Origin of the sequence: Haloarcula sp. KBTZ06 (assembly GCF_048595605.1) — an archaeon.
Taxonomy (GTDB): domain Archaea; phylum Halobacteriota; class Halobacteria; order Halobacteriales; family Haloarculaceae; genus Haloarcula; species Haloarcula hispanica.
This window is the reverse complement of sequence record NZ_CP184337.1, coordinates 478,061-498,942: the sequence shown is the minus strand read 5'-3', so window position 1 is coordinate 498,942 and position 20,882 is coordinate 478,061. Positions and strand designations below refer to the sequence as shown.

At 61.7% G+C, this 20,882-nt stretch carries 22 protein-coding genes; 8 read left to right on the top strand and 14 right to left on the bottom strand.

Translation table 11 applies throughout. From position 1 onward, the window contains the following. Positions 1 to 38: 38 nt before the first annotated feature. Positions 39 to 1,889 carry an ATP-binding protein gene (locus tag ACNO8S_RS02660; protein WP_420182441.1) on the top strand — a complete coding sequence of 617 codons (1,851 nt, stop codon included), beginning with the start codon at positions 39 to 41 and terminating at the stop codon, positions 1,887 to 1,889. A 69-nt stretch (positions 1,890 to 1,958) separates the two neighbouring features. Continuing rightward, positions 1,959 to 2,390 carry a universal stress protein gene (locus ACNO8S_RS02655; protein ID WP_014039584.1) on the top strand — a complete coding sequence of 144 codons (432 nt, stop codon included), beginning with the start codon at positions 1,959 to 1,961 and terminating at the stop codon, positions 2,388 to 2,390. Between the two features lie 2 nt (positions 2,391 to 2,392). Here the strand turns inward: ACNO8S_RS02655 and ACNO8S_RS02650 are convergent, their stop codons facing one another. Continuing rightward, positions 2,393 to 2,836: a universal stress protein gene (locus ACNO8S_RS02650; protein ID WP_014039583.1), complete on the bottom strand. Its 444-nt coding sequence runs from the start codon at positions 2,834 to 2,836 to the stop codon at positions 2,393 to 2,395. Positions 2,837 to 2,993: 157 nt separating this feature from the next. Between ACNO8S_RS02650 and ACNO8S_RS02645 the strand changes: the two genes are divergently transcribed. Beyond that, positions 2,994 to 3,707, top strand: a complete 714-nt coding sequence (locus ACNO8S_RS02645) for a DUF4013 domain-containing protein (RefSeq protein ID WP_014039582.1) — start codon at positions 2,994 to 2,996, stop codon at positions 3,705 to 3,707. Here the strand turns inward: ACNO8S_RS02645 and ACNO8S_RS02640 are convergent. Beyond that, positions 3,704 to 4,834 carry a KaiC domain-containing protein gene (locus tag ACNO8S_RS02640; protein ID WP_050037579.1) on the bottom strand — a complete coding sequence of 377 codons (1,131 nt, stop codon included), beginning with the start codon at positions 4,832 to 4,834 and terminating at the stop codon, positions 3,704 to 3,706. The two genes, ACNO8S_RS02645 and ACNO8S_RS02640, sit on opposite strands and share 4 nt — an antisense overlap. A 108-nt stretch (positions 4,835 to 4,942) precedes the next feature. On the opposite strand from ACNO8S_RS02640, the gene ACNO8S_RS02635 reads away from it, so the two are divergent. Next, complete coding sequence (locus tag ACNO8S_RS02635) at positions 4,943 to 5,794, top strand: NAD(+)/NADH kinase (RefSeq protein WP_050007553.1); 852 nt, start codon at positions 4,943 to 4,945, stop codon at positions 5,792 to 5,794. Here the strand turns inward: ACNO8S_RS02635 and ACNO8S_RS02630 are convergent. Together ACNO8S_RS02630 and ACNO8S_RS02625 are read right to left on the bottom strand one after the other, a co-directional pair. Next, positions 5,791 to 6,078, bottom strand: a complete 288-nt coding sequence (locus ACNO8S_RS02630; protein ID WP_008310747.1) for a hypothetical protein — start codon at positions 6,076 to 6,078, stop codon at positions 5,791 to 5,793. The genes ACNO8S_RS02635 and ACNO8S_RS02630 overlap by 4 nt on opposite strands. Before the next feature lie 76 nt (positions 6,079 to 6,154). Next, positions 6,155 to 6,763: a hypothetical protein gene (locus ACNO8S_RS02625; RefSeq protein ID WP_023843132.1), complete on the bottom strand. Its 609-nt coding sequence runs from the start codon at positions 6,761 to 6,763 to the stop codon at positions 6,155 to 6,157. A gap of 124 nt (positions 6,764 to 6,887) precedes the next feature. Here ACNO8S_RS02625 and ACNO8S_RS02620 point away from each other — a divergent pair, with 124 nt between their 5' ends. After that, the gene (locus ACNO8S_RS02620; RefSeq protein WP_014039579.1) at positions 6,888 to 7,442 is read left to right on the top strand and encodes a response regulator; all 555 of its coding nucleotides are present in this window, start codon (positions 6,888 to 6,890) and stop codon (positions 7,440 to 7,442) included. A 54-nt stretch (positions 7,443 to 7,496) separates the two neighbouring features. Here the strand turns inward: ACNO8S_RS02620 and ACNO8S_RS02615 are convergent, their stop codons facing one another. Then, complete coding sequence (locus ACNO8S_RS02615; protein ID WP_014039578.1) at positions 7,497 to 8,129, bottom strand: TetR/AcrR family transcriptional regulator; 633 nt, start codon at positions 8,127 to 8,129, stop codon at positions 7,497 to 7,499. A 204-nt stretch (positions 8,130 to 8,333) separates the two neighbouring features. On the opposite strand from ACNO8S_RS02615, the gene ACNO8S_RS02610 reads away from it, so the two are divergent. The 3 genes from ACNO8S_RS02610 to ACNO8S_RS02600 all read left to right on the top strand — a co-directional run bounded on the left by ACNO8S_RS02610 (position 8,334) and on the right by ACNO8S_RS02600 (position 14,273). Continuing rightward, on the top strand, positions 8,334 to 10,259 hold the full coding sequence (locus tag ACNO8S_RS02610) for a COG1361 S-layer family protein (RefSeq protein WP_050037578.1): 1,926 nt from the start codon (positions 8,334 to 8,336) through the stop codon (positions 10,257 to 10,259). A 3-nt stretch (positions 10,260 to 10,262) separates the two neighbouring features. Further along, the gene (locus ACNO8S_RS02605; RefSeq protein WP_420182440.1) at positions 10,263 to 12,779 is read left to right on the top strand and encodes an efflux RND transporter permease subunit; all 2,517 of its coding nucleotides are present in this window, start codon (positions 10,263 to 10,265) and stop codon (positions 12,777 to 12,779) included. Positions 12,780 to 12,872: 93 nt separating this feature from the next. After that, positions 12,873 to 14,273 carry a dihydrolipoyl dehydrogenase family protein gene (locus ACNO8S_RS02600; protein WP_014039575.1) on the top strand — a complete coding sequence of 467 codons (1,401 nt, stop codon included), beginning with the start codon at positions 12,873 to 12,875 and terminating at the stop codon, positions 14,271 to 14,273. On the opposite strand, the gene ACNO8S_RS02595 is transcribed toward ACNO8S_RS02600, so the two are convergent. From ACNO8S_RS02595 to ACNO8S_RS02555, 9 genes are all read right to left on the bottom strand, one after another. Continuing rightward, positions 14,274 to 16,271, bottom strand: a complete 1,998-nt coding sequence (locus tag ACNO8S_RS02595) for an ATP-binding protein (protein WP_420182439.1) — start codon at positions 16,269 to 16,271, stop codon at positions 14,274 to 14,276. Between the two features lie 87 nt (positions 16,272 to 16,358). Beyond that, positions 16,359 to 17,042, bottom strand: coding sequence for a 5-formyltetrahydrofolate cyclo-ligase (locus tag ACNO8S_RS02590; protein ID WP_420182438.1), 684 nt, complete (start codon positions 17,040 to 17,042; stop codon positions 16,359 to 16,361). Positions 17,043 to 17,131: 89 nt separating this feature from the next. Continuing rightward, positions 17,132 to 18,241: a tyrosine-type recombinase/integrase gene (locus ACNO8S_RS02585; protein ID WP_420182437.1), complete on the bottom strand. Its 1,110-nt coding sequence runs from the start codon at positions 18,239 to 18,241 to the stop codon at positions 17,132 to 17,134. After that, complete coding sequence (locus ACNO8S_RS02580; protein WP_420182436.1) at positions 18,234 to 18,698, bottom strand: hypothetical protein; 465 nt, start codon at positions 18,696 to 18,698, stop codon at positions 18,234 to 18,236. The genes ACNO8S_RS02585 and ACNO8S_RS02580 overlap by 8 nt, the downstream gene beginning before the upstream one ends. Positions 18,699 to 18,707: 9 nt before the next feature. Then, entirely contained in the window at positions 18,708 to 19,157 is a 450-nt protein-coding gene (locus ACNO8S_RS02575) for a hypothetical protein (RefSeq protein WP_420182435.1), read from the bottom strand. Next, a complete protein-coding gene (locus tag ACNO8S_RS02570; RefSeq protein WP_420182434.1) occupies positions 19,150 to 19,374 on the bottom strand; it encodes a hypothetical protein in 225 nt (74 codons plus the stop codon). Before ACNO8S_RS02570 ends, ACNO8S_RS02575 begins: the two co-directional genes overlap by 8 nt. A 131-nt stretch (positions 19,375 to 19,505) precedes the next feature. Next, positions 19,506 to 19,727, bottom strand: coding sequence for a hypothetical protein (locus tag ACNO8S_RS02565; RefSeq protein WP_420182433.1), 222 nt, complete (start codon positions 19,725 to 19,727; stop codon positions 19,506 to 19,508). Next, entirely contained in the window at positions 19,720 to 19,938 is a 219-nt protein-coding gene (locus tag ACNO8S_RS02560; RefSeq protein WP_420182432.1) for a ribbon-helix-helix protein, CopG family, read from the bottom strand. The genes ACNO8S_RS02565 and ACNO8S_RS02560 overlap by 8 nt, the downstream gene beginning before the upstream one ends. Before the next feature lie 573 nt (positions 19,939 to 20,511). Further along, entirely contained in the window at positions 20,512 to 20,862 is a 351-nt protein-coding gene (locus ACNO8S_RS02555) for a hypothetical protein (protein WP_420182431.1), read from the bottom strand. Positions 20,863 to 20,882: the final 20 nt, after the last annotated feature.

Below are 20,882 nucleotides of genomic sequence, written 5' to 3'. Positions count from 1 at the left end.
GGGAAAGGTGTTAATCCCCGGCTACCCTGAACTGGGGTATGTCCGACCTCGGGGATTTCACTGATTTCGACGGCGACGACGCGGCGGCTGACGACGAGGCCGCACAGTCGGCCGAGACGGCCGATGACGGTGATGGGGCTGTCGACGCGTCGGGGGGAACCGACCCGACAACACAGTCTGCAGACGATGACTTCGAAGATATGGATGTGACACCGGCCGGCACAGACACCGGCCTCGGTGTCCTCTCGGCGGCGAACGGCCTCCGAATCAGCGAGGAAGCGGAGGAAACGGTCCTCCGGGCGTACGTCACCGCGCGGAACCGCTCGCGCCTGCGCATCGGGACCTATCTGCTCGTCCCCTACCCTGGGGGTGAGCGCCTGTTCTGCCGCATCAAGGCCCTGGAGTACGCGCAGGAGTTCCACGCCGACGACGCGACCGAAATCCACGCCCGGCGAGCGATGCGCGAGCGGGGCATCGACGAGCGGGATTTCAAATTCATCGCCGAGCTTGAGCCGGTTGCAGTGCTGTACAGCGACGGTGGCGAACTCAAGCGGCGGATGACTGACCGGGTGCCCAAACCCGAAACCGTCGTCCGGGAGGCCACCGACAAATCCGAGATCAAGACCGGCCTGAAGATTCCCGAGGACGGCGTCTTCCTGGGCCATCTCGCCGTCGGCGGCGAGAAGGTCCGAACGGCCGCCGAGCCGCCGACCATCGACTACCGGCTGAAAGACGACTACGACGCCGGCGACCCGCTCGTATTCCGGCACACCCTCGTCGCCGGCGGGACCGGCTCCGGGAAGACCCACAGTTCCAAGAACGTCCTGCGGCAGTATCTCGGCCGGACCTACGAGATGGGCGACGGCCGCACGCCCGAACTCGCCGTCGTCCAGTTCGACCCCCAGGACGAGTACGCCCAGATGCACGACGACAACCCCGCGATGACCGACGAGTTCGAGCGCCGCTGCGAGCGGGAGGGCGTCGTCTACGGCGGGCACGACGACACCATCGCCTTCGTCCCGAAGGTGGCCGGCGCGGATTACAACGCCAGCCACCACCGTGCCGAGCAGGTGGAGTTCACCATCCCGTTCTCGCTCGTCCACGACAACCCCTGGCTCATCGCCGGGTCCAGCCTGAACGACAACCAGTACGGCGCGCTGGTGAACACGCTGCTCCCGCGGTTCGAGCGCGAATACGGCGAGAGTGGGACGTACAGCGACTTCCGGACCTTCCTCGGGGACCCCGCACTCAAGGAGGAACTGGACGAGGCGGGCGACGTGCACGAGGCCACGTTCGACGCCGTCAAGCGCCGCGTTCAGGGCTTCGGCGCAGTCTTCGACCAGGACGCCCGCCCCATCACCGACCAGATATCGCAGTTCGTCCGCGACGGCGGGCTGACGGTCATCCCGACGTACCACATCACGGACTCCCGGACCGCATCGACCATCGTGCTGGCCGTCTCCAGCCTGCTCATCGATCAGAAGCTCTCGAACGACCCGGACTACGACCGCATCAAGGAGACGCCGCTCGTGCTCGGGATGGACGAGGCCCACAACTTCCTCACCGACGCCGACAGCGTCCAGGGCCGCAAGGTCATCGGGAAGTTCACCGAGGCCGCCAAACAGGGCCGGAAGGAGCGCCTCGGCCTGTACCTCATCACGCAGGACCCCCAGGACATCGCCGACCCGGTGTTCAAGCAGATCAACACGACGATGGTGCTCAATCTCGGCGACGAAGACGCCATCTCGGCGGTAAACATTCCCAGCAACCTCGAATCGAAGGTTCCCTATATGGAGAAGGGCCAGCGGGTCGTCTACTCGCCGGATAACTCCGAACCGGTCGAACTGATCGGTCTGTCGACGTGTGTGACCCGTCACGGGCGAGACTGACAAACCGACGGCCCGCTCACCGATTGCAGCGGGCCGAAGATTCAAACCGGCCCCAGCGGAAGTGGGCATATGGCAAAGCGAATCCTCGTTCCGGTCGACAGTTCAGATCAAGCAACAGTAGCCTGTGAATTCGCGGCCGAGGAGTATCCGGACGCGACGGTCGTTCTCCTGCACGTCATCAACCCCGCAGAGGCCGGCTACAGCGCGGAGGCCTCGATTCCATCCTTCTCCGAGGAGTGGTACGAAAAACAGAAAGCCACAGCGGAGGACCTGCTCGACGAACTCGAAGCTGAAGTGGCCGAGTCCGGTGTCGAGTCCGTCGAACGCGTCATCGAGGTCGGGCGACCGACGAAGGTCATCGTGGAGTACGCGGACGAACACGACATCAACCAGATCGTCATGGGAAGCCACGGCCGCTCGGGGATGTCCCGCATCCTGCTGGGCAGCGTCGCCGAAATCGTCGTCAGACGAGCGTCCGTCCCCGTAACCGTCGTCAGATAGTGCTACGGGTGCCGGACGATATGGACGTCGTACTCGGGGTCTTCCGACACCGGTGAGCCGACACTACAGACCGGTGTCGACACCCGTCCGGCGTTCTCACTGCCGATAAACACGATTGAGGCCCCCGCTTCGTGAGCGACTTCTCTGATGGTCCGGGTGATGTCCGTCGTCGTCGATGCCATCGAGCTCACGTCTTCCGGGACCTCGTAGCGGAACGACGCCGTCGGGGCGACCGACTCGGCTTGCTCTCGCATTCGGTCGGCGACGGTCCCAGTATCGAACACCTCGTCCGCATCGATCCAGCCGCGTTCCCGCGCGTACGCCGCATCGTCCGGGATAACGGACAGCACAGTGATGTCCTCGTCGCGATAGTCCGCGAACTCCATCGCCCGCGTTAGCGCGGCTTTCGACAGGTCCGAACCGTCGAAGGGCACGAGTAGTACCATATCCCTCCTGTCGCCCGGTTGTGATTTATTGGTTCCGCAAGCTGGCGCGATTTGAGTGGAATCGTGTTGGAATCGACACATCGCAGTCCTGCGGTAAGCCGAGCGAATAACCCGGCAAGGTGTCTGTAACTAATTATGTAGGGCGTGACCAAGACACATGGAATCACTCGAAGAGACACTCAGATATCCCATGGAAGACGACGACTGGACCGTGACCGTTCTCATCGGCGGCGTTCTCAGCCTCCTCGCCTTTCTCCTCGTACCCGGTATCCTCGTGTACGGCTATCTCGTTCAGGCAGTCCGCGAACGGGCAGACGGGGCGACAGAGCCGCCGGCGTTCGAGGACTGGGGCGAACTGTTCGTCGGCGGCCTCAAGGCCTGGGTCATCGGCATCGTGTACATGCTCGTCCCGCTCGTCGTGTTCGGGGTGACCGTCGGCGGCAGCCTGTTCGCGATGGCGACGGGGACCCGCGCCGGAGCGGGTGCCGGCCTGGCCGGCCTCTTCGGCGGGCTGGTGATCTCGTTCGTCCTGTCGCTGGTGTTCGGCTACGTGGCGACGGCCGCCATCATCCACTTCGCCTGTACCGGCGAGTTCGGTGCTGGGTTCGATTTCGGGACGCTACGGAAGTTAGTCCTGTCCCCGAAGTACGCGACGCCGTGGCTGGTCTCGATTGCGCTGTTCATCGCCGTCAACGTCGTGGTGAACTTGCTCAATGTGATACCGTTCCTCGGTTCGCTCCTCGCCGTGATTCTCAGCCCGTTCGCCACCTTCTACGTGCTGGTCGTCGCGACGGACCTCTGGGCCGGCGGCTACAACGCCGCACTCGACGAGCGGGACGAACCGGAGTCGGTCGGGACGGCGACGGCTTAGAAGATGTTGGCCTGCTGGTAGACCGAGATACCGTCGTTCGTTATCTCGTAGGGTTTCGTCTCCCGCGAGTGGTTCGCGTTCCGTATCTTCTGAATCTCGACGGCGAGTCGCGTCTCGCCGGTGTCCGACCGGACGTACTGAAGGATGAACACCGCGTCAGTCAGGTATTCGATGATACCGTGTCTGGACGCGAAGGGGTTGTTCTCGCTGGCTTCGGAGACGAGCATCGTCGTCACGCCGGCCTGTTTCAGTGACCGGGTGAAATCGAACACTTCGGTGCGTCTCCGGGACTGGTCGTCGTACATCATCTCTAGCAGGGAGACGGAGTCAAGCACCAGCCGGTCGGCGCCGAACTTCTCGATGAGCGCCGGCAGTTCGCCCCGGATGTTGTCGAGGCTGTTCGCCATCTCGACCGGGTCGAGGTCGACAATCGCTAGCTGGCCCTGTTCCTCGTACTCCTCGAACCCCCAGCCGCGTTCACTGGCAGTGTCCAGTATCGCGTCGTGGGACTGTTCGAGCGTCAGAAACACCGCGTTCTCGCCGTTCCGGAGGCCGTGGTGAAGGAACTGCAGCCCGAACGTCGTCTTCCCGGTTCCAGCCGAGCCGATAGTGACGATGAGATGGCGCTGTGGAATCCCGCCCTGAATCATCTGGTCGAGCCCCTCGATACCGATGTCGACCCGCGGGATGTCGGACTCGAACTCCTCCTCGAAGTCGCTACCGCTGTCACCGTCACCGCTGCCGGCAGACTCGAACGCGGTGGCGAAGTCGTCGTCGAAGAGTCCACCGCCGCCGTCGTCACCGGAGGACCCGGCGTCGGTATCGGAGGCACCACTCTCGCTACTGAAGGGGTCATCGCCGCCGTCGTCGAACGGGCTGCTGTCACTCTCCTCGCTAAAGGGAGTGCCCCCATCGTCGTCGAAGGGGCTGTCGCCACCACTGCGCTTGGATTGCCCGTCGTCGCCGTCGGCGTCGAACGGCCCAGTGTCCGCGGATGTGGACTCCGCTGCGTCGCTTTCGGGTTGTATCGCCGAAGTATCGTCGGTATCCGTCTGTTCGCTGTCGCCGTCCTCGTCGTCCAGCGCACTTTCGAACCAGTCGTCGTCGGACCCGTCGTCCCCGCTCATACGCACGACCACCAGCCACACGAACGGCTCATGGAAGTGGATACGCGTCGGGACGGATATAATTGCCGTCGTAGAGGGTTTATATGCGGCCGGCGGGAACGTCCGGCAATGACTGTCGGTATCGTCGCGCAGCGGGACAACGACCGGGCCATGTCGCTTGCGAGTACACTGTGTGACCGACTGCGCGCCACGTCGGCGGCCGTCGTGGTGGACGAAACGACCGCCGGGGCGCTGGGAGACCACGACGCGTGGGAGGCCGCCGTACCAGATTCGGCCCCGGTCGATGAGATGTCCGCCTGTGACCTCGTCGTGAGCATCGGCGGCGACGGGACGTTTCTGTACGCGGCCCGCGGCGCGGGGTCGACGCCGATCCTGGGCGTCAATCTCGGCGAGGTCGGCTTTCTGAACGCTATCGCACCCGAAGAAGCCGTCGAGACAGTCGTCGCGGAGGTCGAACACATCCAGAAGACCGGCAGCGCCAGAACGCGGGCCAAGCCGCGGCTCCAGGCCAGCGGCGACGACTGGGAGCTATCGCCGGCGCTGAACGAAGTCGTCGTCCAGGGCGAGCGCCGCGGTCACGGCGGCGGGGCGACGCTCGACGTGTACATCGACGACTCGCTGTACACGTCCGGTCACGCAGACGGCGTGCTGGTGGCGACACCCACCGGCTCGACGGCGTACAACCTCAGCGAACGCGGCCCGCTCGTCCATCCCGACGTGGCCGGCCTCATCATCACCGGGATGGCAGACGAAATGGGGACGCCGCCGCTGGTCGTCGACGTCGACAGCGAAATCGTCGTCGAACTCACGGACGCCGACAGCGGCGTCGTCGTCAGCGACGGACGGGTCAGAGAAGACGTGGTCCCGCCGGAGCGAATTACGGTCTCGCGTGCGAGCGAACCGGTCCGGCTCGCCGGGCCGCCGCTTGACTTCTTCACCGCACTGGACAAGCTAGCCTAACGCCGACCGACGGCGTACAGCACCGGTGCGAGGACGAGCAGCACCAGGCCGAACAGTTTGTACTGGAACGACGACGCGAGGACGCTCGCACTGCTTGGTTCCATCGCCGACGCCGGCGTAATCACGAGCAGTGCGCCCAGCGCAATCGTATGCAGCCCCAGCATCCGGAGCGACCGTTGCGGGAGAATTGCGACGAGCCCACCGACAAAGCCGAGTAGCAGGACATCACCGATGGTGTAGTTCAGCAGGAAACTATCGATGAGTTGCAGCGGTGACGCGAGCATTCCTATCCAGAATTTCGCCGGGATGGAATCTTTAAAGTTCCGTTACGCCGCCGACCTGCGGGCGGCGTTCGACCGTTCAATCGCTCGCCGTCCCCAATGGTGTGAGCAGGAGGTAGCCGGTCGATGGGACGCCGGCCGTCCGCAGCCGGAACTGCCTCGGTTCGTCGAGTGCCGTCGAGAGGGCCACGACATCGAGGTCAGTTGTACTGACTGTCTCGGCGTCCACTTCGTCGATACCAGCCACGAGCAGCGCCTCGGAGAGCGCCGTTCCGTCGAGGCGGTCGGACGGCACGTCGAACGTGGTCCCGAACGCCTCGTTGGCCGCACGCACGACCGGGCCGTGGCCCTCGTCGGCGAAGTACAACACCGGGTCCGGATGACCGTCGAAGAGATCGACCGGTTGTGGCTCCGGTGTTCGGTCGACATCTGCCGACACCGTCATCGTCTCGTCGGTCGTCTCGCCGGGCGAATCAGTCACCAGGAGATAGGAGACGCCACCCAGTCCTCCACCGAGCGCCAGGCCGAGGCCCACGGTGACCTGTTCCGAGAGCCCGAGCGAGAACACCGACTGCACCACCAGCGCGACGGTGGCGAGCACGACCGCTCCTGCCCCTATCCAACCGACCACGGCCGCGAGGCTCCCAAGGCGATGTCGACCGCCTGTGCCCGCCGACGACTTGCTCATCAGTACACACTCGATGGGCCATCGGTTAACGCTTTTCGAGAGGCGGCTGCCGATAAAACATATACAGTTGCCAGCCCTAGAACGGTGTAATACCGTGTCAAGAACTACAGGCGGCCCGCCGCGGGTGCTCGTCGTCGACGACGAGCACGACGTCGCCGACACGCAGGCCCTGAAACTCGGCGAGCGCTACGAGACGACTGTCGCGTACAGTGGCCAGGCCGCGCTCGACGCTGCCGGCCCGGAGTTCGACGCCGTGTTGCTCGACCGGCGCATGCCCGACGTGCACGGTGACGACGTGCTTTCGCGGTTGCGCGAGCGGGGGTACGACGGCATCATCATCATGCTGACCGCGGTCGACGCCGACCTGAACATTCTGGAGATGCCCTTCGACGACTACCTCCAGAAGCCGGTCGACCAGTCGACGCTTCTGTCGGCGCTCGACCAGCACCTCGACAGGCCCGACGAGGACGACAGGCTCGACGAGTACTTCCGGATCTCCTCGAAACTCTCCGTGCTGGAACGAGAGAAATCCACGTCACAACTGGAGGCGAGCGACGAGTACACCAGGCTGAAAGAGCGGGCCAGAGAACTGGAGTGGGTGTTGCACGCCGAGAACGACGATTTCGAGGAGCTGAAGGAGACGTACCAGTCGATCAGCCGAAGCTATAGTAACAATTGAAACGATGTACACACTGATCGCACTGCCGTCGCGCGATCAGGTGTGCATTGATTTTCAATGGCTACTATAGGTACCGAGAATCAGCGTCTCTTCGATATACTCGTCGATAGTGTCCCGAACCTCGGCGACAGGGTTGTCGTTACGAGTTGCGCTCTGAAGAATCACGCCATCGAGTATCGTGATCATGAACCGCGACACGGTCTCGGGGTTGACGTCGGCAAAGACGCCCTGTTCGATGCCGTCCTCGATGATCTGTACGAGTTGCCGGGCGAACAGTTCGTCCGTCTCGGTGAACTTCTCGCGGAAGTCCGGGTTCTGAACCGCCTGGGCGCGCATCTCGACGTACGACCCGAGGACGGCGTTCTTGTCCGGCGTTTCGACGCAGTCCGGGAAATCGTCGAGAACGAGGCTGACAAACGTCTTGATGTCCTGTTCGGGGTCGCCGGTCGATTCGACCTGAAAGATGCGGTTAAATTCCGTGAGGATGAACTCCTGGAACGACAGCAGGAGGTCCTCCTTGCCGTCGAAGTGGTGATAGAACGTCGATTTGCTGAGGTCGGCCTCGTCCGCGATTCGCTGTATCGAAAGTCCGGCGTACCCGTATTCCCGGAGGGCGCGGAACGTGGCCCGCATTATCGCCTCGTGCGAGTCCGCTGGCTCCCCGGCGAACGGAATTCCATCAGTCATCCCGACCGAATATTCGTTCGGGCAGTAAATATCTTCCCACTGTTACTGAACCACAACGTTGATAGGCGACCGAACGTTCGTTCGATGTACACGGTTCGGGCGGGAGTCTGCACAGACGTATGTGGGTACATATCCCGATCTCCCAAGCATGACGTCCGTTCCGGACAGAAACAACGGCAAGGAATGTCCGAAGTGTCCCTACGCATGAAACCACGAACATTACTGACGCTGGCTGTTGTCGCATTGCTCATGGCATCCGGAACGGCGATCGCCGCCGTGACCGGGAGCCCCGACTTCGACGCAACGTTCGTCGATAATACCGTCACGCCCGGTGAGGAGACGACACTCGACGTCGTCCTCGTCAACAGCGGCACGATCGACTCCGGGTCTTCGACCCAGGGTGTCCAGAGCAGCGAGGTGACGACCGCCCGCGGGACCACAGTCAAAGTCAACGACGGTGACGCCCCGATTACGGTGACAACGAGCAAACAGGCTGTGGGTTCCGTCCCGGAAGGGAAGACCCAACCCATTTCATTCGACATCAGCGTCGCTGACGACGCAAGTCCCGGGAGCTACACTGTTCCTGTCATCGTCGAATACGAGTACACGAGCTACATTTCGGAAAGCGACGGTGCACGGGACGAAGAGACCACCACCGAACGAATCGAACTCGAACTCGACATCGACGACGACGCGGCTTTTGACGTGGTAAGCGTCGACTCCGACGCGCGCGTCGACTCGACCGGCACGGTCGCAGTCACTGTCGAGAACACCGGTGACGAGCCGGCCCGAGAATCCTCGGTAACGCTGAAATCGACGAACTCCGAACTCACAGTCGGTGGCGACGCCAGCAGCTCCCGGTTTATCGACACCTGGGAGGCCGGTGAACAGCGTACCCTCCGGTACCGCGTCGGTGCGAGCGGTGATACGAGAGCCGAACCGTATCAGTTCGACCTCCAGGTCGACTTCGACGACACGGACGGGGTGCGAAAGAGCACGACCGCCTCCTCCCTCGGTATTACGCCCGACCCCGAGCAAACGTTCACCGTCGAAAGCACCGACAGTGACGTCGCTGTCGGCGATTCCGGGACGTACAACGTGACCCTGCGCAACGACGGTCCTGTCACGGTCTCGGACGCGACAGTGTCGCTTGCCACGCAGAACACCGCGATTACGTTCGGACAGTCCGAGTCCACGTCGCAGTTCGTCGGCTCCTGGGAGCCCGGTGAAACGCGAACGGTGAGCGTCGACGCAAGCGCCAGCGACGACGCCAAGACACAGAGCTACGCCCTGTCGGCGTCGGTAAGCTACGACGACCCCGAAGGCGATGCCGGCGTCGCTGACGACATCTCGCTCGGACTCACGCCCGAGCCGGAACAGTCCTTCGCCATGGGCGACGTGGAGTCGACCCTCCAGGCGGGCGATGACGGAACCATCGAAGCGTCACTGACCAACACCGGCGACCGAACAGTCCGTAACGTCGTCCTGAACTGGGCGAGCACCCACGACAACATCTCGCCGAAGGAGACCCAGTACGCGGTCGGCGACCTCGAACCGGGCGAGTCCACGACCGTCTCGTTCGACGCCGACGTGTCGGACAACGCGAACTCCGGCCCACGACAGTTCGATTTCGTCGCCAACTACCGCAACAGCGAGGGCGACCAGCGCGAGAGCGACACGCTCGAAATCCGGCAGAGCGTCGACGGCAGCGCTGACGAGTTCATCGTCGAGACGACGAACGCGTCCGTCGACGTTGGCGGATCCAGCACACTCGAAGTGACGATCACCAACGACGCCGGCGAGCGACTGACCGATATCGAGGCAAAGCTGTTCGCCGAGTCACCGATTTCCGTGTCGGACGACCAAGCGTACGTCGACAGCCTCGACCAGGGCGAGTCGACGACCATCGAGTTCGGTATCAGCGCAAGCGGTGCCGCGATGACGAAAAACTACCCCGTCTCGGTAGACTTCCAGTACGAGGAGCCGGACGGAGATACGCCGGTGTCCGACACCTACCGCCTTCCGGTCTCCGTGACTAACTCCGGCGGTGGCAGTTCGCCGCTGACGGCGATTATCGGCGTCGCACTCGTGGCCGCCCTGGCCATCGGCGGCTACTTCAGGTTCCGCTAACGCATGGACTACCAGCGCTACATCGATTGGGCGGACGACCGAATCGTCCACGATTCACGGAAGGTGGTGCTCCTCTTCCTGATCGTGACGGTGGTCTTCAGCGCCGGCCTCGGGAGCGTCTCGACCAACTCCGGGACGTCACAGTTTACGACCGGGCTTCCGGCCGAGGAGGCACTGCAGGAGGTCAACGACAAGTTCTCGCCGACCTTCTCGCCGGATACAGGGAGCACACAGCTCATCCAGCAGGAGAACAACGTGCTCTCGAAGCCGGCGCTGCTCCGGATGCTCAGGTCACAGCATCGGCTGGAACAGCACGGAGCACTCCGTGTCACGTCGACCGCAAGCGCCGCCAGCATTGTCGCCCAGCAGCTAGACCCGGAAGCGACGACGACTGAACAACAGATCTACGCTGTCGAATCAGCGACGCCGGGTGAGATCGATTCCGCTGTCGGGCGCGCGGCCGAGCAGAGCCCCCGGTTCAAATCGTTACTGAGCAAGGATTTCAACCGCAAAGCCGCCTCGGCGTCGGCGACCATCGGGGTCGTCACGCACGAGGTCCCAGCCGGAATCTCCTCCGGGTCAGGCCAGGGCGGTTCGAGTCCGCTGACGAGCATCCAGAAACAGGCCGGGTTCACTGTCTCCAGCGCTGACCACGGTGGCATCACCCTGTTCGGCAGCGGTATCGTCGCAGACGAGTTCTCGAACGTCGTCGGCGACTCGCTCATCCTGACCGTGCCCGCGGCAGTGCTGTTCATCCTGTTTTTCCTGACGATTGCCTACCGCGACCTCGCGGACATGGCGCTTGGCCTGCTCGCGCTGTTTATGGCCGTCGTCTGGACGTTCGGCTTCATGGGGCTTGCCGGTATCCCCTTCTCGCAGATGCTCATCGCCGTGCCACCGCTGTTGCTGGCGGTCGGGATCGACTTCGGTATTCACGCCGTCAACCGGTATCGCGAGGAGCGCGAGACCGGGGCGTCCATCCAGAAGTCGATGCGAATCACGACCGACCAGTTGCTTGTCGCCTTCTTCATCGTTACCGGGACGACAGTCATCGGGTTCGCCGCGAACCTCACCAGCGCGCTGCCGCCGATTCAGGACTTCGGCTACGTGGCCTCTGTCGGTATCACCTTCACGTTCCTCATCTTCGGGGTGTTCCTGCCCGCCGCGAAGGTGGAGCTGGACCGGCTCAGACAGTCCTACCCCATCCCGACGTTCAGCGAGACGCCGCTGGGTGCAGAGGATTCCGCACTCAGTGACGTGTTGCGCGGCGGCGTCGTCATCGCGAACCGCGCCCCGATCATCTTCCTCGTTCTCATCCTCGTGTCCACGGTCGGCGCCAGCTACTACGCCACCGGCGTCTCGACGTCGTTCAGTCAGGAGGACTTCCTGCCGCCCGAGGAGAACCCGGACTTCGTCGAGGCCCTGCCGGAGCCGTTCGCCCCGAGCGAATACACCGTAACGGAGGTGACGAACTTCCTCGATGAGCGATTCGACACGACCCAGTCCAGTCAGGCGACGGTGTACGTAGAGGGGCCAATGCGGAACGATGCGGCGCTCGAACAGATGTATCGGGCGGGTAACAACCCGCCGGACTCGTTTGTCCGCGAGGACGGGCGCGCCGATTCGACATCCATCGTGACAGTCATTCAGGACCAGGCGGAACGCGACCCCGAGTTCCGTCGGATGGTCGAGCGCAACGACCAGAACGACAACGGCGTCCCGGACGATAACCTCGAAGAGATCTACGAGTATCTGCTCGACTCGCCGGCCCGTAGTACGGCGCTAGAGTACATCACCGAGGACTACCGGAGCGCGCGTGTCGTCTACACAGTCGAATCGGACGCAACCGACGCAGAGGTGACCGCCGATACGAGAAACGTTGCCGACGACTTCCGGTACGAGGCGACGGCAACCGGCTCGGTCGTCGTGTTCCAGGCCGTCTCGGACCTGATTCTGGAGTCCGCAATCCAGTCCCTGGCGATTGCGCTTATCGGCGCGTCAGTGTTTCTGGTCCTCATCTACAATATGCTGGAGGGGCGGCCGTCGCTCGGCCTCGTGAACATCATTCCTGTCGTCGTCACGGTGGCGTGGCTCGGCGGGACGATGCGGGTGCTCAGCATCCCGTTCAACGCGTTGACAGCGACGATGTTGGCGATAACTATCGGACTGGGGGTCGACTACTCAGTCCACGTCACCCACCGGTTTGCCGACGAGTTCGACGAAAACGACCTCGAAACGGCACTGGACCGGACCGTTCGCGGGACCGGTGGCGCGCTGTTCGGGAGTATGCTCACCACGACGTTCGGCATCGGCGTGCTCGGGCTGGCTGTGTTCCCCGCAATCGGCCAGTTCGGTATCCTGACGGCGTTGTCGATCGGGTACGCGTTCCTCGCGTCCCTGCTGGTGATCCCCTCCGCACTTGTCGTCTGGGACCGGGTGTTCAACGCTGACTGGTCGGTTCGTGGCCTACTCGGGTTCGGGCGGTCGCGTCCGCCCGCGCCCGTCGAAGGCGACGATTGAGTCCGCGGCCCTGGCGGCAGAACTACCGCCGGTCGTGTTCGAGCAAAACACGCCACTGAAGCCTTTATTTGCTGGCATCGTCCTAGCACTGGTATGACTCACGTCGTTATTATCGGCGCGTATGGGAGTGCCGGGGCCGCAGTCGCCGGCGACCTCGTCGAGGAGGAAGACATCGAACTCACGCTCGTCGACAACGGCGAGCCCGGCGGCGGCCTCTGTATTCTTCGTGGCTGTATGCCGTCCAAGGAAGTCCTCTCGGCGGGAGCCCACCGCTTCCAGGCGCGCCACGACGAACGGCTCGTCGGTGACGTGCCCGAGGTTGACCTGGAAGCCGTCGTCGAGCGCAAGGACGACCATGTACTCGACTGGGCCGGCCACCGGCGGGACTCCATCCACGAGATGGCCGAGCGCGACGACGTGACGTTCATCCACGACACTGCCACGTTCGTCGACGAGCACACGGTCCGGGCCGGCGGCGAGGAGCACGAGGCCGACTACGTCGTCATCGCGACCGGGTCCAGCGTGAACGTCCCGGACACGCCCGGCATCGACGAAGTCGACTTCATGACCAGCGACCAAGTGCTCGACGCCACGGAGTTCCCCGACTCCGGCATCGTGATGGGCTTCGGATACATCGGGATGGAGATGGTCCCGTATCTGGCGGAGGCTGGCGGGATGGAACTCACCGTCATCGAGCACGACGACCGGCCAATTGACGAAGGCGACCCCGAGTTCGGCGACGCGGCACTCGACATCTACGAGGACAACTGGGACGTGACCATCCCGACAAACTGCTACGAGCAGGAACTCGAAGAGACCGAGGACGGCGGCGTCCGCCTCACCGTCGAGTACGACGACGGGGGCGAGGAGACGTTCGAGGCCGACCAGCTGTTCCTCTTCACCGGCCGCCGGCCGACTGTCAACGGTTTGGGCCTGGAGAACACGTCCGTCTCGGTCGAGGGCGACTGGGCAAAGGATACGATGCAGACCCGCGACGCCGACCACATCTACGCCGTCGGCGATGTCAACGGCAAGGAGCCGATTCTCCACGTCGCCAAGGAGCAGGGCTTCACCGCGGCCGAGAACATCGTCCGGCAGGAGGCCGGGGGCTCGCTCAAGGACTACCGGAACGTCCACCACCACGTCATCTTCTCCGGGCTGGGGGTCTACCCGTTCGCCCGCGTCGGCCACAACGAGGAGACGGCGAAAGAGGCTGGCTACGACGTCGTCACGGCGACGCGACAGGCCAGCGACGACGGCGTGTTCAAATCGAAGGACGTGCCCGAGGGGCTGGCGAAGCTCGTCGTCGACGCCGACGACGGGACAGTGCTCGGCTGGCAGGGCATGCACTACCACGCGGACAGCTTCGCCAAGGCGTTCCAGATTATCGTCGAGCTGGGACTCGACGTGCGTGACCTGCCGGACCGGGCCTACCACCCGACGCTCCCCGAAAACGTCGACGGCCTCATCCGGGACTGCGTCGACCAGCTGTAGTCACTCGACCTGAATACCGGTCACGTCGAAGCGCGCGCCGCCGTCCTCGCTTTCCGAGACGGTGATCCGAGCGCCGTGCGCGTCGACGATCTCGGAGACGATGGCCAGCCCGAACCCGGTCCCGTCGTCGCTCGTGGTGTAGCCGCGCTCGAACACTTCGTCGCGTTCGTCCTCGGGAATTCCGGGGCCGTCGTCGGCGACGTAGAACCCCCGTCCGTCCGAGAGCGTCCCGACTCGGACGGTCACATGTTCGTCGCTGTCGCTGTCGTCGGCCCCCGTCAGACTGTGCCCGTGTTCCACGCTGTCGTCGGACTCCGTCCGACTGCTTGTGGAACCATGTTCCACACTGTTTCGGAAGAGGTTCTCGAACAGTTGCTGGAGGCGGGTCTGGTCGCCCGTGATTCGCACGTCCGTGTCGCGCCGTTCCAGCGTCGCGTCCGAACTCTCGACGGTGTCCCAGGCGGCCGTGATGATATCGTCTAACGACGCTTCGGTCGCGTCGATGACCTTGTGGCCGCCACGGGCGAGCGCGAGCACGTCGTCGATGAGTTCGTCCATCCGTTCGAGCGACCGCCGGAGCGCCTCGACGTGCTCCGGGTCCCCGTCGTACGCCTCGTCGACGAGCGTGAGCCGGCCGAACGCGACGTTGAGCGGGTTCCGGAGGTCGTGGCTGACGACGCTGGCGAACTCCTCCAGACGGTTTCGCTCGCGTGTGAGTTCCTGCTCGCGCCGTTCGCGCTCCTGTTCGTAGCTGACCCAGTTCCCCATCAACTCCACGAGCGTGACTTCCCACTCCGAAAAGGAATCACGGGGCCCCGTGCCGTAGAAGCAGAACGTGCCGTACACCGACCCGTCGACGACAACTGGCGTTCCGAGGTAACAGGAGACGCCCATCTCGGTGTAGCCCGCTCTGTCGGTCAGTTCTGGCCGGTCTTCGGCGATATCAGCGAGCACCAGCGTCTTCTCCTCGACGACGGCCCGCTCGCAGTTCGTCGCGTCCAGCGGGACTGCATCGCCCGCCTCGATGGCCCCCGTCCGGTCGCGAACGATTTCGAAGACGTACATGTCGCCATCGATGCGCGAGAGGGCGGCCGTTTCGGTCCCGAGGGCGTTCTGTCCGATTTCGAGCAGGCGCTCGACCTTGTCCTCGAAATCGAGGTCCTTGCGGGAGATGACCCGGTAAATCTCTCGGAGCGTCCGCTCTCTGCCCCTGATCTTCTTCTCGTGCTTGTGGCGCTCAGTGATGTCGCGGAAGTACACCGAAATCCCAGTTGGGGACGGGTACACGGACACCTCGAACCACGTCTGCAGCGGCTCGAAGTACGCCTCGAAGGATGCTGGCTCCTGCTGTGTCATCGCCTGCCGGTACTGCTTGCTGAACTCCGTGCCTTCCAGAGACGGAACCGCCTCCCAGAGATTTCGCCCCAGCAGGTCGGTGGTATCTCCGTCCACCGCCATCGCACGGCCGATGACGCGCCGGCCACGTTCGTTGGCATACGTGAATTCCCAGTTCTCGTCCACCGCGAAGAACGCGTCGGTCATCCGGTCGAGAATGTCCGCGTCCTCCTGATAGCGGGCGACAGCAGCAGTGATTCGCTGTCGAAGCAGTTCCGTCTGCTCCGAAAGGGGCGTCTTCGTCACGTAGTCCGTGACGCCGACAGAGATTGCGTTGCTGGCCACGCTCTCGTCGCCGTCGTCAGTGAAGAGCAGAAACGGGAGGTCAAAGGACCGGTCCCGGACGGCCCGTAACAGTTCGATTCCGTCTCGGTCCGGCAGTTGGTACTCGCTAACGACACAGTCGTACGACGCGTTCTCGATAGTTCTGATCGCGTCATCCGCCGTCTCACACACTGTCACCGTGAACTCGTCAGTGCTACCAGTCAGCGCCTCCTTGACCGCCGTGATGTCGTCGCAGTCCTCGTCGACGTAGAGGACACGCACTCGACCGGCGGTCCCATCGGCCCCGTGACGGTTCGGCGTAGCCACGGGCGTATCCATATGCGTTCCAAGGCGTGTGGGGCTAAAGTTGTACCGCCGGTAAGCTTCCATTACCAGGGTTCTAACCCAGCTATAGCGGCCACAATCTCAGTCGGGCCGGCGGGTCGAAAGCACTGGAATCTCGTCGATGCGCGCCGGGGTAAGCGCGTCCCAATCGACGCCCGCTGGTGTCGTGTGCGTGGTCGCCGTTTCGACAGTTCGCTCCGGCGTCACGATCCAGTCCATCGGCACGTCGTGGTCGTCGACGGGCACGGCGGTGTCGACGACGCCCTCGGGGCCGCCGATAATCTGGAGTTCGTGGACCGTCGTCACGACCGGCGTTGTCTCGTCGACCAGCCCCAGTTCCCGGAGGACGGCGTATTCGAGGTCGCTGTATCCTTCGCCCTTCCCGATTCGCGCGCCGTCCTCGGTGACCGCGACTGAGCCCGACACCACGAGGTCGACGCTCCCGACCGCCTCGGGGCCGACCTGTCGCGCGTGGTCCGCGACGTTCGAAACCGCCGGTGCCGCTTCGATATCGTCCAGTTCCGCTGGGTCGAGTTCGTAGAAGCACCGCTCGTCCCGGAGCCGTGGCACGGCCATATACACCGTCTTGCCGGCCCGCAGCGCCGCCCGTCGGACCGGGAGCTGTGGCGAGTCCGGGTTCGCCTTCACCGTCTCGGCGGCGTCCCAGACCGCCGTCTCGGTCAGGCGCTGTGCGGCCTCGCTTGCGCCCTCGAAGTTCGGAATCCGGTCGTGGGGCGGGAATTGTAGAGTTCTGCTAGTACTCATATCTCTGTATCTGACCAATCATACCCGTTGGGACGCCGAGAACGATTACAGGAAGCTAATTAATACGCCACACGAATCCATGAACGAAATCAGACGCTGAGTTTGTAGATATTCTTCCGATAAGTCGGTTCAATATCTTCATAGTAGGTATGAATATACTCGTCAATTGCGCCCCGCTCCTGTATGTTCCCAGCCCCTGCGGTGTCTCCCCGCATGTACTTGATTAGCTCTCGGTTCAGGTCTCGCTCCACCCGCCAGTAGGTCGTAAACCGATGTCGACCAAAGTGACTCGTGACCGCCGCATGGTTCTCTGACTCATCGTACTCGGGTTGGAACGCTTCTTCCCAAATGTCCGCGACGTAATCACGGTGCATTTGAGCGTAGGTCGTGTGAGATAAGAATAACCACTCTGAGCCGTTATCTGGACGAGTGAGGAGATACCGAAGCAGCACTCGACGGATCTCATCGTCTAACGGGAGTAACCGTGGCCGCTGTGACTTATTCCCATCACGGTCGTGGGGGATGTAGACCGCATTCTGGATTTCCTCTAACGCCGAGTGTGTACCCATTTCGGGGTAATGCCGATTGAGTTCCGCGTTCTCAATCGTGACCTCGGAGAGTTTGATATTGCACAATTCCGTCGCCCGCAGACCGAGTTTTAGCTGGCAAGCGATGACGGCTCGATCCCGAACGTGGTTCACGTCGGAAAGAACCTCGCGTAATTTTTCGACCGGAAGCCGAGGCGGTTCCTTCTTCCCGTCATCTGAGAGGTCAAGTTTCGAGCGAGCAAGCTGGAATGGATTGTAGTCTTGCGGATGCGGAAACGCGGGGTCATCCTGCCAGTACTTGTAGGCCGTATTAAGCCGCTGAAACTTGTTCGTGACTGTCGATGCCGCGTTTCCTTTCTCGTCCATTTCGAACCTCGCAAACGCCTTCACGTGCTCCTCGTTCGGACAGGCTGGGTGGCGACCTTGCGCGTCCATGAACTCACGCCAGTCCCGGAAGGTGCTGTGATAACCGTCGAGTGTCCGGCGGCCGAGGTCCTTCGTCTCAAGGACATCAGCTTCAAAGAGGAGGAAAGGGTCGATATCTCGTTGGCGGAACGTTGCCTGAAACTCTTCGAGTGGGTCAAGGTCACGACCGAATGCGGCCGCTAGCTCGGCTCGCTGGGTGTCTGTCGATTGTCTGGGGTCACTCATCACGGCCCTCCCACGAATCGATTTTTTGCGTCCAAATGTCTCCGGCGTTAGGATACTCTGCGGCGGCCATCCGAAATGGATGGTAAACGTGTGGATGTTCGGTATGCGTGTGTAGCCAAGAATAGAGCCGTTCCAATTTCGACCAGTAGTTCTGGTACGCAGAGGCCGCCTTCATCCGTTCGAGAAGAGTGATACACCAAGTCTCAACGTCTTCAGGAGTCGCAAGCGCATGATGACGACCCCGGTTTGTCATGTGGTCTTTCCAGTCGCTCCCAGCCCGTCGCGTGTATTCTCTCGTGTAATCCGTGCCGAAGTTCTCGAAAAAGTACTCAGTCAGGTACTCCTCCCATACGTCCCGTCCTTCGTAAGCTGATGCGTGTTGGTACAGGCGGTATCGGTCGGGGACATCATCGATAAGCTTGTAGACCCCGGCCCGCTCACCAGGGTCGGTAGTCATCTTGGGCATTCAGTCTCGCCCCCCTTCGGCTTCTGAAACGGGGTAATAAGCGTCTCCCTCCACAGAGATGCTATCGCCCTCTAAAGTCTCTATAAGTTCGTTAGTCCTCTCAGGGATAGTTTCGATGAGATGGGTAGTTATCTCCTCGAAGGTGACGCCTGGGTTCGATTCGATGAATCGACGGATTTCCGCTCGTTCACCCTGGTCGAGGCGAACCTCCAATTTGGATACCCGTTCCTGAGCCTTTTTTAATTCCTGCTGGTAGTGGTTTCGCTGTTCGCGGAGTTCACTGGTCGTCTCGTCAGGTTCGACAGTAGCTTTGAATTTCTTATTGCCCGCTTCCACCATGCTCTTGATGAACTCGCTGACGCTCATATCGAGCGACTCGGCGCGGCTCTTCCAGCGGGTGTACTGCTGATTTGGAACGTACGTCGCGGCCATCTGTGAATCGCTACTCATTTTCGTCCCCACCGGACTCCCCGGTGATCGACTCAATCAACTCCTCAAGGAGGTCAGGATGGTTCCTTCGGAGGAGCTGTGCGTCTTCTTCCACCTTCTGAATCTTACTACGGACGCGACTGACGACCGAGTAGTAGTACTCGTCAGACACATCTGCCTCCCCAGAGAGAATCTCTCGCTCTCTCGGGGTCAAGAGGCCTCTGCGGTCGTCTGGCATTCGTGGGAGAGCACTCGTTGCCTTGCACCTTACCATATGCGGTCTCCTGAAAATAAAGTTACCGAATATGGTAACGCTGCCATATATGGTTATATCTAATGCGGCGACTTTTCTAATCGAAACACAGTCACTCATGACTGGCCCCAACTAATCGGAGTAAGCGAAATCTCACCGTCTTGGACCGTCAGTTCTACAGCGTCGGCGACTTCGGGATCCATGCCGAACTCCGAGAGTTCTTCGGCTGTAAGGTACACTGCGACACCGAGCGGGGTATCGTCGCTGTTGCAAGCGATCCGGGATTCCCGCCCCCGTGGCTGCTTCGGCTGGACGATTGCTGGAATTTCGTTACGCATCGCTATCTCCCAGTTCGGCTATGAATCTGCCAACCGAGTTCTCAGGGTAGAGAGCTGCGATTTCGTCCGGATTCTTCGAAACGTAGTACCGAATCGCTTCCCGAACGAACTCACACTTTGATTGCCCTGTTTCTTCGAGTGCTGCCTCTAGCTGTTCAACTTCTGCTGCCGGGAGGCGCGTAGCGAACGCCTTTGAAGATGGGTCACCCATCACCTGAGCGCATCCAGTCCAATCATATATACTATCCAATTAATTGGTGGTTGGCGCCAATTCAGCAAAATTGGCAGAACCACCAATTAATTACTGCGAGGAATTGTAGTGGAAGATGCATTCCCGACAATCGCCTTCTGAGAACCAGATATTTACACAGTATTTAGTTTGGACGCATCTCTTGGCCAGGAGTTCGCGAAGAACTCACAGTTCGTTTAGTGATTTCCCCAACGGTCGACCTCTGAAAGAGTTACAGTAATCCAAGCTAGCAGCTTTCGCTCGGTAGGATATAAGATCTACTAGCCGGTGTGGTAGTTGTGTAACAGACTGTTACCGACCGAACTGGGATACACATATCAACTCTTTTGATTATACGAGAGTCGTCGACATGTGATACGATAGTTGCCTCAAAATCCCAAACGGCTCTGATACGAGCAAATCAAATATAGCGTCTACACGATGTTACACGCCCGCAGTTTCGGTGGCTGGTTCATACTCCGATAAATTGAGCGGTCGGTCACCGAAGGTCTCGATCTAGTGGATAAGTTGCCATCATCAACGCAGCAGAGACAGCTATCCACGTTCTGCAACCGAAATATAGAGCGCGAAGTTATCTGTCAACTCCCCTGTTTCGTTGTTCTCCGTCTGCTGGAGCTTAAGTTCGATTCGAGTAGAGTCGTTTTCGAAGTCCTGGAATGGTTTCAGACGACGAGCCACTGCTTCTATGAAGTCTGGATCTCCAGTGACCCGAATACCCGATATCTCGGTTGCATACTTGCTTCCTGAGAACTGAGGCGGTTTCGGAACAACGGCTTGCTTGAGTGAATCCTCCGTCGGCTCTGGGAGGGCGGACAACCATTGCATAGCGTCCCGTTTTCGGACATGCCCCGATTTCGTGGTGGGGAGATCTGTTAGTTCAGGCATCTACGGCGATTGGTTCCGTT

Coding starts and splice junctions, on each gene's coding strand:
- ACNO8S_RS02660 (WP_420182441.1), top strand. CDS start 39: ATGTCCGACCTCGGGGATTTCACTGATTTCGACGGCGACGACGCGGCG.
- ACNO8S_RS02655 (WP_014039584.1), top strand. CDS start 1,959: ATGGCAAAGCGAATCCTCGTTCCGGTCGACAGTTCAGATCAAGCAACA.
- ACNO8S_RS02650 (WP_014039583.1), bottom strand. CDS start 2,836: ATGGTACTACTCGTGCCCTTCGACGGTTCGGACCTGTCGAAAGCCGCG.
- ACNO8S_RS02645 (WP_014039582.1), top strand. CDS start 2,994: ATGGAATCACTCGAAGAGACACTCAGATATCCCATGGAAGACGACGAC.
- ACNO8S_RS02640 (WP_050037579.1), bottom strand. CDS start 4,834: ATGAGCGGGGACGACGGGTCCGACGACGACTGGTTCGAAAGTGCGCTG.
- ACNO8S_RS02635 (WP_050007553.1), top strand. CDS start 4,943: ATGACTGTCGGTATCGTCGCGCAGCGGGACAACGACCGGGCCATGTCG.
- ACNO8S_RS02630 (WP_008310747.1), bottom strand. CDS start 6,078: ATGCTCGCGTCACCGCTGCAACTCATCGATAGTTTCCTGCTGAACTAC.
- ACNO8S_RS02625 (WP_023843132.1), bottom strand. CDS start 6,763: ATGAGCAAGTCGTCGGCGGGCACAGGCGGTCGACATCGCCTTGGGAGC.
- ACNO8S_RS02615 (WP_014039578.1), bottom strand. CDS start 8,129: ATGACTGATGGAATTCCGTTCGCCGGGGAGCCAGCGGACTCGCACGAG.
- ACNO8S_RS02610 (WP_050037578.1), top strand. CDS start 8,334: ATGAAACCACGAACATTACTGACGCTGGCTGTTGTCGCATTGCTCATG.
- ACNO8S_RS02605 (WP_420182440.1), top strand. CDS start 10,263: ATGGACTACCAGCGCTACATCGATTGGGCGGACGACCGAATCGTCCAC.
- ACNO8S_RS02600 (WP_014039575.1), top strand. CDS start 12,873: ATGACTCACGTCGTTATTATCGGCGCGTATGGGAGTGCCGGGGCCGCA.
- ACNO8S_RS02595 (WP_420182439.1), bottom strand. CDS start 16,271: ATGGATACGCCCGTGGCTACGCCGAACCGTCACGGGGCCGATGGGACC.
- ACNO8S_RS02590 (WP_420182438.1), bottom strand. CDS start 17,042: ATGAGTACTAGCAGAACTCTACAATTCCCGCCCCACGACCGGATTCCG.
- ACNO8S_RS02585 (WP_420182437.1), bottom strand. CDS start 18,241: ATGAGTGACCCCAGACAATCGACAGACACCCAGCGAGCCGAGCTAGCG.
- ACNO8S_RS02580 (WP_420182436.1), bottom strand. CDS start 18,698: ATGACTACCGACCCTGGTGAGCGGGCCGGGGTCTACAAGCTTATCGAT.
- ACNO8S_RS02575 (WP_420182435.1), bottom strand. CDS start 19,157: ATGAGTAGCGATTCACAGATGGCCGCGACGTACGTTCCAAATCAGCAG.
- ACNO8S_RS02570 (WP_420182434.1), bottom strand. CDS start 19,374: ATGCCAGACGACCGCAGAGGCCTCTTGACCCCGAGAGAGCGAGAGATT.
- ACNO8S_RS02565 (WP_420182433.1), bottom strand. CDS start 19,727: ATGCGTAACGAAATTCCAGCAATCGTCCAGCCGAAGCAGCCACGGGGG.
- ACNO8S_RS02560 (WP_420182432.1), bottom strand. CDS start 19,938: ATGGGTGACCCATCTTCAAAGGCGTTCGCTACGCGCCTCCCGGCAGCA.
- ACNO8S_RS02555 (WP_420182431.1), bottom strand. CDS start 20,862: ATGCCTGAACTAACAGATCTCCCCACCACGAAATCGGGGCATGTCCGA.